The organism is Alkalihalobacterium alkalinitrilicum, from assembly GCF_002019605.1.
Taxonomy (GTDB): domain Bacteria; phylum Bacillota; class Bacilli; order Bacillales; family Bacillaceae_F; genus Alkalihalobacterium; species Alkalihalobacterium alkalinitrilicum.
In genome coordinates this window covers 1,699,798-1,714,211 of record NZ_KV917368.1, presented here as the reverse complement: position 1 = coordinate 1,714,211, position 14,414 = coordinate 1,699,798, and the positions used below count along the sequence as shown (strand labels likewise).

Below are 14,414 nucleotides of genomic sequence, written 5' to 3'. Positions count from 1 at the left end.
CAAATACTCTACTAGTACAATCAACAAAACGGATATTTTTTGTTACTGTGTACAATAAAGAAACAGCAGTATTAGTTTGATAAAATGCTGCTGTTTTTTCTTAAATTCACAATCTATTAATTTTTTCATCGTTAATCAACGGTTTTTATCCAAAGCTAACCCAAGCTTGTTCGTCTTACGGATTAAGGTCGTACGGTGTATACCTAATCGGTCAGAAACTTGTTTGACATCTCTTAATTCTTCCCAGGTTTCTTTTATAATTTGGAGCTCAAATCTATTCATAATGTCATCTAATGTTTTCGAGTCGTGGTCCGCTTCAAAAAAAATAGGAGTAGAAATTCGATCTGGTAAATCGCTAATCGAGATCAAATCCTCATCAGCAAGAACGACGAGTTGTTCCATTAAGTGTTTCAACTCTCTTACATTACCTGGCCAATGATATTTTTCTAAAGCAAGGTAAGTCGCTTTGGTCAGTTTAACATTACAGTTGTGTTTTGTGTTAAATTTTTCTAAAAAGGAATTAACTAAAATATAAATGTCTTCTTTGTGTTCCCTTAAGGGCGGCAATTTAATCGGAACTACTGAAATTCGATAGTATAAGTCTTCTCTAAACTTTTCCTCTATTATTAATTGTTCCAAGTCCTTATTTGTCGCGGCAATAATTCGCACATCCACTTGAACATACTCAGACCCTCCTACACGACGAACCTTCTGATCTTGTAAAAAAGTAAGTAGTTTAACTTGTAGATGTTGAGGCATTTCCCCTATTTCATCTAGGAATAGAGTGCCTTGATGAGCTACTTCAAGAAGTCCTTTCTTCCCTTGTTTATTAGCTCCAGTAAAAGCCCCAGAAACGTAACCGAATAACTCTGTTTCTATTAAATGTTCGGGTAGAGCACCACAATTTACTTCTATAAAAGGGTTAGCAGATCTATCGCTTAAATCGTGTATTGCCTTAGCAACCACATTTTTTCCACTTCCTGTTTCTCCTAAAATTAAAATAGAAGAATTTATTTTAGCAACTTTATGTATAACTTTCTTCACTTTTTTTAACGACTCGCTAGTGCCGATCAGATCTGGTATATGAGATATTTGATCTCGAAGTTTTTGGATTTCTGCTTTTTGAATTTGGTTCATCATTTCTTTATTTTTAAGAGACTCACGTAATTGGTTAAGTTCAGTCATATCATAAACAGTATTAAAAATTTGAATAATCCTACCATTACTATCAAGAATAGGATTTCCTGTGACTAACCAAATTTGATTACCCTCTTTTGTTTTTTGCAAAATAGTAACAGGTTTTTTTTGCTCCAACACTTTTAATGTAATCGAGTCATCGAAAAAACCTTTATAAATTAACTCTGACACATGTCGACCAATTACTTCATGTTTGTTAATGCCTGTTAATTCAGAATATTTTTTGTTGATATGAAGCGTAATCCCTTTTGCGTCCGTTATGTAAATTCCATCTCGCAAAAAATCAATCATTCTCTCTAATTCAAAAACGGACTTACTAGTTCTTACTTCTTTCACTCGGGGTTCATAACTTTCTATAAAAAATGTTTTAGGACCAAAATGTATGGTTTGCGCACTGCAATTATATTCGATTTCATCTATGAACCTTGTACGTTCGATACGATCCTGATTTCCTAATGCAAATAATTCCTGGCTTAAAAATGAATGTTTGAAATTGGTAAACATGGAATTAATGCGGGATACTTTAAATAATTGATAAGCTAATTTATTGGCAAAGATTAAGTCTCCATTGCTTTTAAAAAGTAGGGAAGGTTGTTCTGTCATTTCTAAAAATCTTGTTATTTTTGTTTGACTTATGAGATCTTTAACCGTTGTCTGTGTTTGCATTTTATTTTCCATAGTAACACCCTCTTTCCTTTGATCTACAATCATCATAAACTATTGTGACATATAAATTAAGTGCAAAATTGCAAATGTTGTGCATTGTTGCACAGATTTGGTTGCATTTTTACTGATCATACTGTGTTTCATGGGGTTTTTACTGTTGGCATGAAAGTTGCAATATAGTTGTATACCTTAATTACAAAACAAATGGAGTGATACAAATGGTTAAAAATTTAGAGTTAGATTTTTTCACTGAAAAAGTAGCATTACCTGACAGAGCAATTGATATTGAAAGTATTCCGTGGGTTCCACATAGTGAAGGAGTATGGTTTAAACCGCTACGATTTGATTTAACTACTGGTAATTGGGTTCATTTAACAAAGATGTCAAGTGGTGCGATGATTAGACGCCATAGACATACAGGTGGGCCTGTTCTCGCTTATCCGCTTCATGGAGAATGGTATTATTTAGAAAGAGATTGGGTTGCTAGACCAGGAACATTTGTTTATGAGCCGCCAGGAGATATCCATACGTTAGTAGTGGATAAAGACAAAGGTGAAATGATTACGTTATTCTTCTTAGGTGGGGTCATTCAATATTTAGATGACAATAATAATGTGACTGATCAAGATGATATTTTTCTTCGATTAAAGAAATACACTGATTACTGTGAAGCTAATAATATACCAATCGTAAATTTGACATACTAGTTTCCTATTCGAGGCCCAAGTTTGTAATCTTGCAAACTTGGGCCTCTTTGTAACTTTATAACTAAGGTAGTTTGATATACATTGATTAAAAGAGAGACTAATTACATAAAATCATTGAAAATTTATAATTTTTAAATGATAATAGAACTAGTTAATCAACTCTATACAAATAAATTGAATAATTTGTTAAGGGCAAACCTTTGGAAACAAAGGGACGCAAAGCTTTAGGGGCTAATACAAATTTTTTGTTATGCTAGCCAGTTACCGTTTTATGGAAACATTTTTTAACGGGAATGTTTTTTTATTTTATATTAAGCTACTAGATCCATTCAGTTATTGGGGGTAGGCACTGGGAAAATATAATCGTAACTTATGTCTATTGATAGATAAATTTTGTGAAAACCGCCAATTCATTGGTGTACTTGTGTTTCTATATTAACAAGATATTTAAATATAAAAGGTGGTTTGAGGGTATGCAACTGACAATTCAAAAAAAGCTCTTTTTTATAATTCTTCTTTTGTTAGCGGTTCCAAGTTTAATTATTGGTATTGTTGGCTTTAACTCTGCAAAAAGTAGTCTAAATCAATTAAGTGGAACCATGTTGGAAAATAGTACAAAGCAAGTCGTACATATGATTAGTGCATTAAATAATGAAGTGGATAAAGGAACTTTGTCTTTAGAAGAAGCACAAGAGACAGTTAAAACTTTTATTTTAGGGGAAAGAATGGCTGATGGAACGAGACCTGTAAATACCAATATAGATCTCGGAGAATATGGGTATATTTTTGTAATTGATAACCAAGGAAATGTTCAAACCCATCCATCCCTTGAAGGTGATAATGCTTGGGAGTTTCAAGCAAGTGATGGATCGTATTTTGTACAAGAATTTATTAATGTTGCTGAAAGTGGTGGAGGTTTTGTTTATTATGATTTCCCACATCCAAGTAATCCCGATCGAAATGAAACGAAAATAGGATATTCTGAAATTGACCCGTATTGGGGCTGGGTTATTGTACCAAGTTCATATATGTCAGATTACAACAGTGGTGCTAATCAAGTTTTATATATTCTTCTCATTACATTAGGGTTATCTTTATTAATCGGAACGGTTATTACATACTTATTTTCAAGACATTTATCAAAACCAATCCAAGCATTATCTCAACAGGTGCAAGAAGTGGCATCTGGTAACTTGAGAGTTAGTGAGTTAAACATTAAAAATAAAGATGAAATTGGTTTACTAGCGACTAGTGTAAATAAAATGACGAAAAACTTAAAAGAAATCATTGGTCAAGTGTCTTCTAGCTCTGAGCAAGTAGCATCGACTTCAGAAGAGCTATCTGCAAGTAGTGGGCAAACTAGTAAAGCAACAGAAGAAATTACAGAAGCGATACAGGAAATTTCCAGCGGTGTTGAAAAACAAATGGAAAGTATCGAAGAGATGTCTAATGTTGTAACGCAAATTTCTACTGGAATTGAAGCCATTTCCAAAAATGCAGAAGAGGTCAATCAATCTTCAGAAGAAACAGCGAATACGGCTCAAAAAGGGAAACAAGTTGTATTCCAATCGATGGAACAAATGAACCAAATTAATGCTTCAAGTATAGAAATGGAAAAAGTAATTCAAGCTTTAGGACAAAAGTCTGAGCAAATAGAAAATGTCATTTCAATCATTACTAGTATATCTGATCAAACGAATTTATTAGCCTTAAATGCAGCGATAGAAGCTGCTCGCGCAGGAGAACATGGTAAAGGGTTTGCAGTTGTTGCAGATGAGGTAAGAAAGCTAGCAGAAGAATCTAGTAGAGCGGGTAGTCAAGTAAATGAATTGATTAAAGACATTCAACAAGAAGTAAGTAAAACAGTAGATGCAATGGGTGAAAATGGACGTGCAATAGAAGAGGGGATCACACTAGCAAACCAAGCAGGAAAGGCGTTTGAGGAAATTACAGATGGTGTTGAAAATGTTAGTTATCAATTCCAAGATATTTCAGCTGCGATCCAACAAATCAATACAAGCTCAGAAAGTTTATTAAGAATGGTAGATGGTACGGAACACATTTCAAAAGAAGCGGCAGGTTATGCTCAGAATGTTGCTGCTTCAGCAGAGGAGCAAAATGCGTCTATGGAAGAAATCACTTCTGTTGCTGATACATTAGCCACCATGGGTGAAGAATTGCAAAATAGTGTAAAAAGGTTTAGCTTATAATCATCCTAATAAGTTAAAAGTGAGAACTTCTTAACGAAACAGAGCAAAAAACTAAAATAATAATTATATAAATCTCCTACCGAATTTGATTAAATAGGTAGGAGATTTCTTTTCGACCTTGCTTTAACGAAGTAAAGGATCAATAGTATGCTTCATTCAGCTATGCAAAAAGTAGAATGAAAGCACACGACAGACCGAACTAAACTTTTGGTAATAGCGTCCTCAAGTAATCTTTGTTAATTAATATATCCTCAAGTGTATAACTATCAAGGACTTTTAAGAATGCTTTCATGGCATCATTCAACACATGTTTTAATCTACATCCTGAACTGATGATACAAAGGTTTCCTTCTTCGTTAAAACATTCAACGATTTGTAAGTCTTCCGTTTGTCTAACGACTGCCCCAATATTAATTGATTTTGGTTGTTTTGCAAGTTTTATTCCGCCATTTCGTCCTCTTATTGTCTCTATTAAACCTAGTTTCCCTAATTCAAATACAATTTTACTAAGATGATTATTTGAAATTCCATAAGCTGAGGAAATTTCTTTAATACTTGAAAGCTGGTTCTCGGGCTGAGTCCCTAAATAGAGAAGAACTCGAAGTGAATAATCTGTATAAGATGTTAACTGCATATGACACCCTCCGATCAGGAAGCAATTGGTTTAATAATATTTTATCATAATACTAAAAAAGAGTAATTTATTTGAATTTTGTCTATTTAGTGAAAAGGTGTATTTGATATATTGCTTTATTTTTCACCTCGTGTTTAAATTAAATATGTATTCAAGATATATGTTTTAATTATTATGGGGAGATGATTAAATGACTACTACAAAAACATTAAGTCAAGAGACAATTGAAATTATTAAATCAACGGTACCTGTTTTAGCTGAACATGGAGAAGCGATTACAAAGCGCTTTTATCAAATGATGTTCACAAATCATCCAGAATTGTTAAATATCTTTAACCATGCTAATCAAAAGCAAGGAAAACAACCTAGAGCTCTTGCGAACTCTGTATATGCAGCTGCGGCTCATATTGATAATTTAGAAGCGATTATTCCAGTAGTAAGACAAATTGCACATAAACACAGAAGCTTAAATGTAAAAGCTGAACATTACCCGATCGTTGGAAAACATTTATTATTGGCGATCAAAGACGTTTTAGGGGATGCGGCTACTGATGATATTATTAATGCATGGTCTGAAGCATATGGAGTGATTGCAGATGTATTCATTTCAGTCGAACGTGAAATGTATGAAGAGGCGGAAAGAAAAGCAGGGGGATGGAAAGAGTTTAGACCGTTTACAGTAGCTAAAAAAGTCCAAGAAAGTGATGTCATTACATCGTTTTATTTAAAACCTGAAGATGAAGGTGCGCTTTCCGATTTCCTTCCTGGACAATATATTTCAATAAAAATAGTTATTGATGGGGAAGAATATAATCATATTAGACAATATAGTTTATCAGATGTATCAGGTACAGGATATTATCGTATTAGTGTGAAACGAGAGGATGCTCGTCAAGACATTCCAGCTGGAGTCGTTTCAACGTATTTGCATAACCATGTCAATGAAGGTGACGTCCTTGAAATCACTGCTCCAGCTGGTGACTTTGTCCTTAACACAGAAAATGACCGCCCAGTTTTCTTAATTAGTGGAGGGGTTGGACAAACACCGATGATTAGTATGTTAAAAACATTAATAAATCGTGTGCCTGAAAAACAAGTAACGTATATTCACGCAGCGATTAACGGTAAATATCATGCTCTAGGGGAAGAAGTTGCAACTACTGTTTCTAATAGCAACAACGTTAATTATTACGTTGCCTATGAGCAACTAACAGATGAAGATCGTGCTGCTGCAATCTATCAAAAAGAAGGATACATTGATTTAGACTGGCTGAAGTCTGTTGTGAAGAGTACAGATGCAGAGTTTTACTTCTGTGGTCCAGTACCATTTATGAAAGTAATCAATCAGTCTTTAAAAGATTTGGGTGTTCCACAGGAACAAATTCATTTTGAATTTTTTGGTCCTGCTGGGGAGTTAGATAAGTAAATTTAGAGAAACTAGTAATGAAAGGTGAGAGGAAGTTAACAAGGCTTCCTCTCTTATTTGAGTTTCAAGTAATCTTTTGCGTAGGTGAAACTAAAATGGTATTAGTATACATCGTGATTGCCGTTGCATTTATTGATACATTTTCACAACTACCGATCATTTCTCCATTTGTGATGAGCACCGGGGCAGCCCGCTCCTAGTCGGTATCATCATTGGGACGTATTCTTTTTCAAATATGATCGGAAATATATTGTCAGGAATTTGGATCGATCGTATAGGTTCAAAAAGAATTTTATACTTAGGAATGCTTTTGGTAGGAATCGTACTTATATTTTATACGACCGTTTCTAATCCGTATCAGTTGTTAGTCGTTCGCTTTTTTCACGGAATTGCAGGAGGCTTCATTGTACCAGCCGCTTTTACTTATTTAGGTACAAGAGGAAAGCGGAAAGCAAAAGGGAAAACAATGGCTTTTTCAGGTGCGGGTGTAGGTGTCGCTGCGATAGCAGGTCCAGCATTAGGGGCAATTGTTAGTGGAAGATACGGGTATGACACTTTATTTTATCTCGTCTCGAGTTTAATGATCGTCTTCGGTATGCTTGCTGCTTTTTGCTTAAAAAATAGCCCAACACCGAAACCTGTAGACGGCATGAAAAAATCAATGACTTTTCCGAATATAAAGCCGTTAGTGCAAGCTTACTTGTCTATCTTTTTGTTGCTTTATACTTTAGGATTGTTAACTTATTTATTGCCTTTAAAAGTAGAAGCATTGCATGGCCAATCTGAAATCACGGGTCTCTTAATGAGTGTTTTTGGATTAGTTGCTATCGTCTTGTTTATTCTTCCAACTAATAAACTGTTTGATCAATGGGAAAAAACAGTGTTTATGAAAAGTGGTTTAATCATAATATCAATCGCTCTTATCGTGTTATCAATTTCATTTACTATATGGCAAATGTTTTTAGCGATGGGTCTTTATGGTATTGGCTTTGCTCTCATCTTTCCATCAACAAGTGCAACGGTTATTGAGTGTTCCAAAGAAAATGAGAAGGGAAGAGCATTCGGCCTATTTTATGCTTGTTTTTCACTAGGTGTAATGTTCGGTTCTTTTATTGCAGGTTTGCTACCGTTAATACCAACTTTTCAATTTTTTATTGGAGCCCTTTTTGTATTAATCACCGTTTTTATTCATAGCGCTCTATCCAGGTTTAGAATATAGAAGTGCACTGTGTATCAGTGCCTTTTTATATTTGTGTTTATTTGCAGGGGATTTGAAGAAGATTGTCGAATTAAGTGAATTGGAAAATTATTCATCTTAGTATTACACTTACTAGTGTTGCATAAAACTGCATTCTATAAGTTAGAATATTCTGTATTTTGCACTTCGTGGCAAATGAGCTAAAAAGACAACACCAAGCGAAAAGTGGTACTGTCCATTTGGTAAAATTATACATTTAGTTCTTAAGTGACGGTCAGCTAGTAAAGTTCTTACGGAATCCCTTTGGGACTAATATAACTGAACCATACATGGACTGGCCGCCATAAAGTTCTCTTCAACCATCGAGTGATCTGTAAAAGTGTTTGCTTACTTTTGATTTCTAGTTGGATAAGTACACTAAGGCAGTACGTAATCAGTCCTAAAAACAGTTGATTGTGAACTGCTTCTTCACTATAACCAAAAAAAGTTTTTAATTTTCACGTGCTGTTTTAACCATTTGAAAAAGAGCTCAATTGCCCACCTTGAACGGTATAGATCTCCAATTTCTTCAGCTGTTAAATCGAAGCGATTGGTAATCAAGCGTAGTAATTGTCCTTTTGAATCAACGGTTTCAATAATACGAAACACATTTTCACATCGCTTTTGTGTTGTGCCGATATAGGCCATTTTGTCTGATGTTACTGGGCTACCTTCTGGAATGTTAAACGTTTCAATCTCTCGAATAACTGCGTTTTTCTTTAGTCTGGATAGGAAAAAGATACCATCATCTGTATAACGATCAAATCGTTCATAATCAACATACCCGCGGTCAAACACGTACATGGCGTCTTTATCATCAACGAGTATTTCAAGTTGGTTTCGGTCGTGTTCCGAAGCATCTGTGATAATGGCTTTTTCTGGGTATGCCAATTCCTGATCCACGTAAACTAACCTAAGGTGAAGTTTTACGCCAGCTTTAGTCTTTCGAAATTTGGCCCACTGACAACGAGTAAGATTGAGTGGCATCGTACTAGAGTCAATGATTTTAATCGGTCGGATGGCTTTTCGTTTTTCTGTCTTGAGGTGAATCAGACGTACAAGTTCAAGAAAGATAGTTGATAAAAACTCAGGGTCTATCGCTCTATTCTTACGAGAAAGCTGAGAGACACTGATTGATTTAAATCCAAGTTCTTTCTGTAACTTCTCATCAGCCAGTGCTGTATTAAGATCATGGAGACTTTCTATTTGATTTAAGTGAGCATAAAGAAAAAGCTTAGTAAAAGAGAGTGTTTTTAGCTTCTTTGTGTACTTATCAAGTTGATACTTTTCAACTTGTTCATCAAAAAGTTTTATATTTATGGGCGCAACCCATTTACCAAATGAAGATAATCGTGTATTCTTGTCCATAGCTGATATCCTTTACTTTTGGATTTGGACAGGAACCACCTGTACTTCCATTGTAAAGGATTTTTTTGTATCCAAATCAATCAATAATTGAAGATTTATAGTATTTTAAATATTTCGTTTCTTTTAATGCAACACTAGTGTATTACACTATATAAATAATAAATCGATAAAGGAACTAGACTATTAATAATGGACACAAGTTTATATTATTGATGAGAATTTTGAAAGGAGTAATTATGTCTTCACTTCAAAAGTGGTTACGTATCATTTTACCAGAAGTTCAATTGTTCGATTACGTGAAGCAACACGGACTAATCACAAAGAAAAAACGGAACGGAAGAATGAATTCAATTCCAACAAGTACTACTAACTCAAATACATATGCATCACATAAATCAACACCTTCTATCCATCAAAGACCTAGTCAACAACATTCACCAATAAGCTCTAGCAGTGTAAAAGATGTGGCTCGCGATGCCAAAAAAGGAGTACAGCAATTACGAACGAATACGAATTATGATCGTCTTGATGAAGTTTTTGAAAATATTAGGCTTACTTTGAGGCAACAAGTTATCGAACAAGACCCTTTTATAGAGCAATTAGTTGCAGCATATAAGAAAGCGTTTCTTCAAGGGGAAAAGGGTGTTGTTCAACAATCGATTTTGCTAGCGGGTCCTAAAGGCACAGGGAAAATGTTAGGTCTTTCTATATTAGTTGAACAGTTGTATCAGCACCGTCTCATTCCATATCGTAAAATAATGGAAATTGATTTATCTACGTATAGTGATCGCGAAATACATACAAATTTTATATCGGATTGTGCAGCAGCGTTTGAGTACGGTATAGGTACGGTATGTTTCAAAGGTGTCGACAAAACGTCTCAAGAAATTCTCAACTATGTATCCCATCTTGTTAGTAAAGGGTATTTCCGGACAGAAACGGGTCTTACAGTTGAGGCGAAGGATTATTTCATCATTTTCTCGGTAGAGTCGGATCAATCTAATAAAGAAGATATAGTAAATATTTTACCGATGTTGATAAGGTCAGCAATTCATTCTATCGCCATTACACGTCCGCTTTCAGGAAAGTCTCTAGAAAAAATTACAAACCGCCTTTTTTCTCATTTAAATAGTCGGCTGATCAACAATGCACATTTTTCGATCACGTATTCACAAGAAGTGATTGAATACATATGCAGGCTTGCTCAAAATGAGAAAACATTTGTCACTGGTCTCCAAGGGTGGATTGAAGATGAGATTTTTTCAAAGCTTATTGAATTACGTGCGCTTAAAATTATTAAGCAAGACGATAAAATTGATTTAGCAATTCAAGAAAAGTCAATTGTAGCAACGATTGGTGCTGACGATATCCCAGTATTACAACTTTCGAATCAAAATGAGGAACCTCTTGAGCTATTACTTAAAGAGTTGAATGACTTAACAGGGTTGCAGGAAGTGAAATTATTTGTAAAGGAATTAATCGATACCGTAAAAGTACAAAAATTACGTAAGGAAACGGGCCAAAAAGATGTTTCTCTAACCTTACATATGATTTTTTCAGGTAACCCAGGGACAGGGAAAACAACGGTTGCGCGTTTGATCGGTAGAATTTTAAAGGCGATCGGTATTCTTTCTACCGGACAACTCGTAGAAACGGCGAGACAAGATTTAGTAGGAGAGTATGTAGGATCTACTGCACCGAAAACGAATGCCAAAATCAAAGAAGCGATTGGCGGAGTTTTATTTATTGATGAAGCTTATACATTATCACGAACAAAACAGGATCCATTTGGCCAAGAAGCAATTGATACACTCGTGAAAGGAATGGAAGATCATCGTGATAATTTAGTGATCATTTTAGCTGGCTATACAAATGAAATGGGGACTTTTTTAAAATCAAATCCTGGTCTACCATCTCGTTTCCCTTTTCAAGTTGAATTTCCTGACTATCGACCAGAGGAAATGCTTGAAATCTGCACCATCCTTGCTAAACAAAGAGATTATGTAATTGAAGAACAAGCAAAGCTAGAATTAATTTCACTTTTTGCCAAAAAACAAGTTCCTGGACGAAATGACAGCGGTAATGGTCGTCTTGTGCGGAATACCCTTGAGGAAGCGATTCGAAAACAGTCGGTTCGGCTAGCAGAACAAACGATAGACCGTGATTTAAATTTATTAATAAAAGAAGACTTCGGAATTGTAAAAGAACAACCTTTCCAACTTGAAGAGAAATTAAGTGAAATTATCGGACTTGACCATATCAAGACATTCCTTCGAACTCTCGAAAAGCAAATTCTTGTGGATCGCAGAAGAAAAGAAGCTGGAATTAAGGTAAAGACACAACAAAATATAAATATGATCTTTACAGGTAATCCTGGGACAGGGAAAACTACAATTGCCCGCTATGTTGCAGAAATGTTGAAAAACCTTGGCGTGATAAAACAAGGCCATTTAGTTGAAGTTGGTCGAACAGAACTTGTTTCAGGATATGTCGGACAAACCGCAGAGAAGACAAAGGATGTAGTAGAATCTGCATTGGGTGGAGTACTTTTTATTGATGAGGCTTATGCACTTGTAGATTCAAATAGTGGTGGCGTTGGTGAAGAAGCAATTAACGAATTAGTGCGTTTAGTTGAAATCCATAAAGGTAATCTTGTCGTCATACTTGCTGGATATACGGAAGATATGGAAAAATTTTTAAAAGTAAATCCTGGCCTTGCTTCTCGTTTTCCACTAAATGTTGATTTTCCTGATTATTCAGCAGAGGAAATGGTCCAAATGACCGAATGGATGGCACAATCCAGAGGCTTTTTATTAGCAGAAAGTGTTACAAATCCTTTAAAAGAGTGGTATGAAACGAAACAAATTGCTGGGCGGAAAGATATTGGTAATGGACGACTTGTTCGAAATACGTTAGAGGAAGCGATTCGAAAACAAGCAGTAAGAATTTCAGATGAAATTGAATTAACGAATGACGAGTTAACTTTATTAATTCCTTATGACTTTAGTTTAGAAGAAATTGAAGTGGAACAAACTGCTCTTGAAGATTTAGAAAAAATTATCGGATTAGATGAAGTGAAGAAATTTGTAGAAAGTTTATTTGCGCAAATTGAAATGAATAAACGTCGTAAAGCACTTGGTTTACCAGACATGGGAAATCAAAGCCTACATATGGTCTTTAAAGGTAATCCAGGAATAGGAAAAACGACGATCGCCCGGGTTGTGGCTAAAAGGTTAAAAGAAATCTCAGTCATAAAGTCAGATACTCTAGTCGAAACCGATCGTGCGGGCCTTGTTGCAGGCTATGTTGGGCAAACTGCCTTAAAAACGAAAGATGTTATCGACCGAGCTTTAGGCGGGGTTCTTTTTATTGATGAAGCATATAGCCTTGCAAGGGATTCTTTTGGAAAAGAAGCGATTGATACGCTAGTAAAAGCGATGGAAGACCATAAAGATGAACTCGTTGTAATCGTCGCAGGTTATGAGGAGGATATGGAACAATTTTTAGCGATTAACCCTGGCTTACGGTCACGTTTTCCGAATATTATAACATTCCCAGACTACTCAGCCACTGAAATGTTAAAAATTAGTCGACTTGTGTTCCATAGTAAAGGCTATAAAGCATCGAAACCTGCAGAAGAAGAGTTACTAGAAATGTTTAAAGAATATGAAGGAAGAGAAGATAGTGGTAATGGTCGTCTTGTGAGAAACGTTTGTGAAGAAGCGATTCGCCAGCATGCCGTCCGATATGCTAAAAAACTGGATGCTTCTGTGGAAGAATTAACAACAGTTGATGTTGAGGATATGGTCAAGATAAAGGGGGGAAAGAATTGGTAAAGCAAATAATAAGCGCAGTGTTAGCACTTTTTTTTCTTCCAATCTTTTTTCTTATCTTTCTATTTTTACTATTTGCCCCATTGATGGCATTTTTTGATATTAAATCCGTGATTGAATATGGAGTACCTAAATACAATATTTATTTTGTCGCGTTATTTCTCATTAGTTTTACATTATATTTGTCAGTACGAGTACGATCGTTTCATAAAATATATGAATTCATCCCTGTTCTTTGGCCCTTATCAACAATGTTATTTATTACCACAATGGGTCTAGCATTTGGGTTATTGTTTATGAATTTATGGGCTGAAAATGAAGTTATTTCAAAAGGAATCGCCATTTTTCTTTCCATTTTTAGCTTAATTCTAGTGCGAATGTTCATGTCCTACTGGTATAAAAAGTATCCAATTAGTGTGAAAATGTTTAAATAAAGGAGGTGATTCGCTTGAAAAAACAAAAAGAATACAAGCAAAAGCTTTTGAAAAGTGAACAAACGGATCACTCTATTGTAAATCATCACCAAGAAGAACAGTTAACCTCAAAAAAAACTGAAGAAGATGGTGAACTTTTTATAGGTGAGAAGAAATTCCGAACAGGACTTGGTTGGCTAACGATCTTCTTTATTATCCTGCTATTTTTTACGGAAACAACAATGTCACAAGAGGAAGGAATAGAAGTGATTCAAAATCGAGTCAGCCATGCGGTTGAATCGGGATTTACAATAGAGACTGATACCGAAATTCAAATAGATGCACGAGACTTTGAAATTACAGGTTTTGACGGTCTAGGAGAAGCGAGAATGCTTATTTGGGATTATCGTGGCGACACTGGAAATGAAATTCAAATTCTAGCTGACGGGCAAGTTATTAGGGAAGTACATCGGCTTAATAGTAATGTTGCGGCATATTCTGTCCCAGTTCCTGGTGTGATTACCATTAGAGGATTAGAGTCTCATGCTGCACAACCGATTACTTATGCGGTAAAGTTTCCAGAACGAAAAGAAACTATATTTAATTTAGTACCAGTGAACGGGACTAATCAATATACCCTTATACCGAGGTTTTGATTTGATGTAGCCAATCATTCTCTACTTTTTATGTGGAAGGATGTTGGCTATTTTTTTAGAAAAGAAT

At 35.2% G+C, this 14,414-nt stretch carries 9 protein-coding genes, 1 pseudogene and 1 riboswitch; of the genes and pseudogenes, 7 read left to right on the top strand and 3 right to left on the bottom strand.

Translation table 11 applies throughout. The annotated features are described in order from the left end of the window. Positions 1-135 precede the first annotated feature (135 nt). A complete protein-coding gene (locus tag BK574_RS08010) occupies positions 136-1,875 on the bottom strand; it encodes a sigma-54 interaction domain-containing protein (protein WP_158211591.1) in 1,740 nt (579 codons plus the stop codon). 206 nt (positions 1,876-2,081) lie between these two features. Here BK574_RS08010 and BK574_RS08005 point away from each other — a divergent pair, with 206 nt between their 5' ends. Together BK574_RS08005 and BK574_RS08000 are read left to right on the top strand one after the other, a co-directional pair. Then, positions 2,082-2,570: a 2,4'-dihydroxyacetophenone dioxygenase family protein gene (locus tag BK574_RS08005; RefSeq protein WP_078428224.1), complete on the top strand. Its 489-nt coding sequence runs from the start codon at positions 2,082-2,084 to the stop codon at positions 2,568-2,570. A gap of 181 nt (positions 2,571-2,751) precedes the next feature. Further along, a riboswitch (cyclic di-GMP riboswitch) is annotated at positions 2,752-2,839 on the top strand. Positions 2,840-3,043: 204 nt separating this feature from the next. Beyond that, positions 3,044-4,780 (top strand): methyl-accepting chemotaxis protein, encoded by a 1,737-nt coding sequence (locus BK574_RS08000; protein ID WP_078428223.1) that lies wholly within the window; start codon positions 3,044-3,046, stop codon positions 4,778-4,780. A 199-nt stretch (positions 4,781-4,979) separates the two neighbouring features. Here BK574_RS08000 and BK574_RS07995 read toward each other — a convergent pair whose 3' ends face one another. Next, complete coding sequence (locus tag BK574_RS07995) at positions 4,980-5,414, bottom strand: Rrf2 family transcriptional regulator (RefSeq protein WP_078428222.1); 435 nt, start codon at positions 5,412-5,414, stop codon at positions 4,980-4,982. A gap of 190 nt (positions 5,415-5,604) precedes the next feature. On the opposite strand from BK574_RS07995, the gene hmpA reads away from it, so the two are divergent. Next, a complete protein-coding gene (hmpA, locus tag BK574_RS07990) occupies positions 5,605-6,840 on the top strand; it encodes an NO-inducible flavohemoprotein (RefSeq protein WP_078428221.1) in 1,236 nt (411 codons plus the stop codon). Positions 6,841-7,075: 235 nt separating this feature from the next. Further along, the gene (locus BK574_RS07985; protein ID WP_238457981.1) at positions 7,076-8,059 is read left to right on the top strand and encodes an MFS transporter; all 984 of its coding nucleotides are present in this window, start codon (positions 7,076-7,078) and stop codon (positions 8,057-8,059) included. 269 nt (positions 8,060-8,328) lie between these two features. On the opposite strand, the pseudogene BK574_RS07980 reads toward BK574_RS07985, so the two are convergent. Further along, positions 8,329-9,445: pseudogene (locus BK574_RS07980) on the bottom strand (IS4 family transposase). 236 nt (positions 9,446-9,681) lie between these two features. On the opposite strand from BK574_RS07980, the gene BK574_RS07975 reads away from it, so the two are divergent. The 3 genes from BK574_RS07975 to BK574_RS07965 are packed head-to-tail and all read left to right on the top strand — an operon-like array spanning position 9,682 to position 14,347. Then, positions 9,682-13,281: an AAA family ATPase gene (locus tag BK574_RS07975; protein WP_238457980.1), complete on the top strand. Its 3,600-nt coding sequence runs from the start codon at positions 9,682-9,684 to the stop codon at positions 13,279-13,281. Continuing rightward, positions 13,275-13,712: a hypothetical protein gene (locus BK574_RS07970; protein WP_078428219.1), complete on the top strand. Its 438-nt coding sequence runs from the start codon at positions 13,275-13,277 to the stop codon at positions 13,710-13,712. Before BK574_RS07975 ends, BK574_RS07970 begins: the two co-directional genes overlap by 7 nt. A gap of 14 nt (positions 13,713-13,726) precedes the next feature. Further along, a complete protein-coding gene (locus BK574_RS07965) occupies positions 13,727-14,347 on the top strand; it encodes a hypothetical protein (protein WP_078428218.1) in 621 nt (206 codons plus the stop codon). Positions 14,348-14,414: the final 67 nt, after the last annotated feature.

Bases quoted from the DNA above. Each gene is read 5' to 3' on its own strand.
- BK574_RS07975 (WP_238457980.1), top strand. From the start codon at position 9,682: ATGTCTTCACTTCAAAAGTGGTTACGTATCATTTTACCAGAAGTTCAA.
- BK574_RS08010 (WP_158211591.1), bottom strand. From the start codon at position 1,875: ATGGAAAATAAAATGCAAACACAGACAACGGTTAAAGATCTCATAAGT.
- BK574_RS08000 (WP_078428223.1), top strand. From the start codon at position 3,044: ATGCAACTGACAATTCAAAAAAAGCTCTTTTTTATAATTCTTCTTTTG.
- BK574_RS08005 (WP_078428224.1), top strand. From the start codon at position 2,082: ATGGTTAAAAATTTAGAGTTAGATTTTTTCACTGAAAAAGTAGCATTA.
- hmpA (WP_078428221.1), top strand. From the start codon at position 5,605: ATGACTACTACAAAAACATTAAGTCAAGAGACAATTGAAATTATTAAA.
- BK574_RS07995 (WP_078428222.1), bottom strand. From the start codon at position 5,414: ATGCAGTTAACATCTTATACAGATTATTCACTTCGAGTTCTTCTCTAT.
- BK574_RS07985 (WP_238457981.1), top strand. From the start codon at position 7,076: ATGATCGGAAATATATTGTCAGGAATTTGGATCGATCGTATAGGTTCA.